Origin of the sequence: Streptomyces albus subsp. albus, assembly GCF_000725885.1 — a bacterium.
In the GTDB taxonomy this organism is placed as follows: Bacteria; Actinomycetota; Actinomycetes; order Streptomycetales; family Streptomycetaceae; genus Streptomyces; species Streptomyces albus.
The window spans coordinates 1-1490 of record NZ_JODR01000068.1 but is presented as its reverse complement, the minus strand read 5'-3'; the positions used below and the strand labels follow the sequence as shown (position 1 = coordinate 1490).

The following is a 1490-nucleotide window of genomic DNA, read 5'->3' as shown; positions in this document are numbered from 1 at the left end:
GGGGGGGTGCCTCTATGTCTTTCGTCAAGCGGGGCGTGGGGTTCTGGGTTCGTAGAAGGTTCCGTCGCGGAGCATCGCGAACAGGACGTTGATCCGTTGTCGGGCCAGGCGGAGGAGGGCCTGGGTGTGGGTCTTCCCGCGGGCCCGGCATCGGTCGTAGTAGGTGCGGGAGGCGGGGTCGTGCAGTGAGGCGAACGCGGACAGGAACATCGCGCGTTTGAGCTGCCGGTTGCCGCCGCGGGGTGCGTGTTCGCCGTGGACCGAGGTCCCCGACGACTTGGTCGTGGGTGCGAGACCGGCGTAGGAGGCCAGGTGGGCGGCGGTGGGAAAGCTGGTGCCGTCGCCGACGGTGGCCAGGAGGACTGCGGCGGTCCTGACGCCGATGCCGGGCATCGAGGTCAGGACCTGGGAAAGAGGGTGGGCCTCCAGCAGGGCCTCGATCCGGGCTTCCAGCGCCCGGCGTTGTTCGTGGACGGCGGCCAGCGACTTGGCCAGCGACGGAACGATGACGTCCAGGGTGCCTGTGCCCGGGACGACGACGGTCTGTTCGTCGAGGGCGTCGAAGATGTCGTCGACGAGCCGGGTGGCCATGCGCGGGGCCTTCGGCCGGATGACTTCGATGAGTTTGTGGCGGCCGGCCTTGCGCAGGGCGGCCGGAGATCCGTAGCGCTCCAGGAGCCAGGTGATGGCGGGGTGGTCCAGGCGGGGCCCCAGGACGCGTTCGAGGCTGGGGTGGAACTGGGTGAGCAGGCCGCGGATGCGGTTGGAGGTGCGGTTGGCCTCGCCGGCCAGGTCCTGGTCGAAGCCGACCAGCATGGTCAGCTCGGCGGTGATCTCGTCGGCCAGTTCGAGGGAGCGCAGGGTGTGGGGCATGGTGCGGGCGGCGTCGGCGATGACGGCCGCGTCGCGGGCGTCGGTCTTGGCCTCGCCTGGGTAGAGGTCGGCGATCCGGCGCATGGCGAGTCCGGGCAGGTAGGCGACCTTGCAGCCGGCGGCCCGGGCGACGGTCAGCGGCAGGGCCCCGATCGAGGCGGGCTGGTCCACGACCACCAGGACGGTGCCGAACTTGGCCTTGAGCTTTTCGAAGACGGCCCGCAATTGCGGTTCGCCGTTCGGCAGGGCCTTGTCGAAGACCTTCTTCCCGGCCGGCGTGAGTCCGTGGCCGTGATGGTTGCTCTTGCCGACGTCCAGACCGAGGAAGACGCCCGTCTCGTCGATGTCGATCACCGTGCCCCCACATGCGTCGATGCCGTGCCGGCCTCGGCGGCGGGGCCGTTCGCGCGCATCCACGTTATGCAGACCTGCCGCCCGCGAGTGCCCCGGCATTGCGCCGGGCAGGGCGGCGGCCGGACCTCTGATCAGCGTCTCCGACGGCACCCCTCGGGCCCGGTGACACCACCCCCCGGGTCATCTGTTCGACAGGGGGCAACAGTCATACCGGGCCCGGAGGCCAGCAGCCCTCTTGCAGGACCGCGAACAACATAACGGGG

Annotated in this window: 1 protein-coding gene; it reads right to left on the bottom strand. The window is 70.3% G+C overall.

What is annotated here, in order from left to right; genetic code table 11:
• Nucleotides 1–24 precede the first annotated feature (24 nt).
• Nucleotides 25–1227 carry an IS110 family RNA-guided transposase gene (locus tag IO40_RS0132730; RefSeq protein WP_016471785.1) on the bottom strand — a complete coding sequence of 401 codons (1203 nt, stop codon included), beginning with the start codon at nucleotides 1225–1227 and terminating at the stop codon, nucleotides 25–27.
• Nucleotides 1228–1490: the final 263 nt, after the last annotated feature.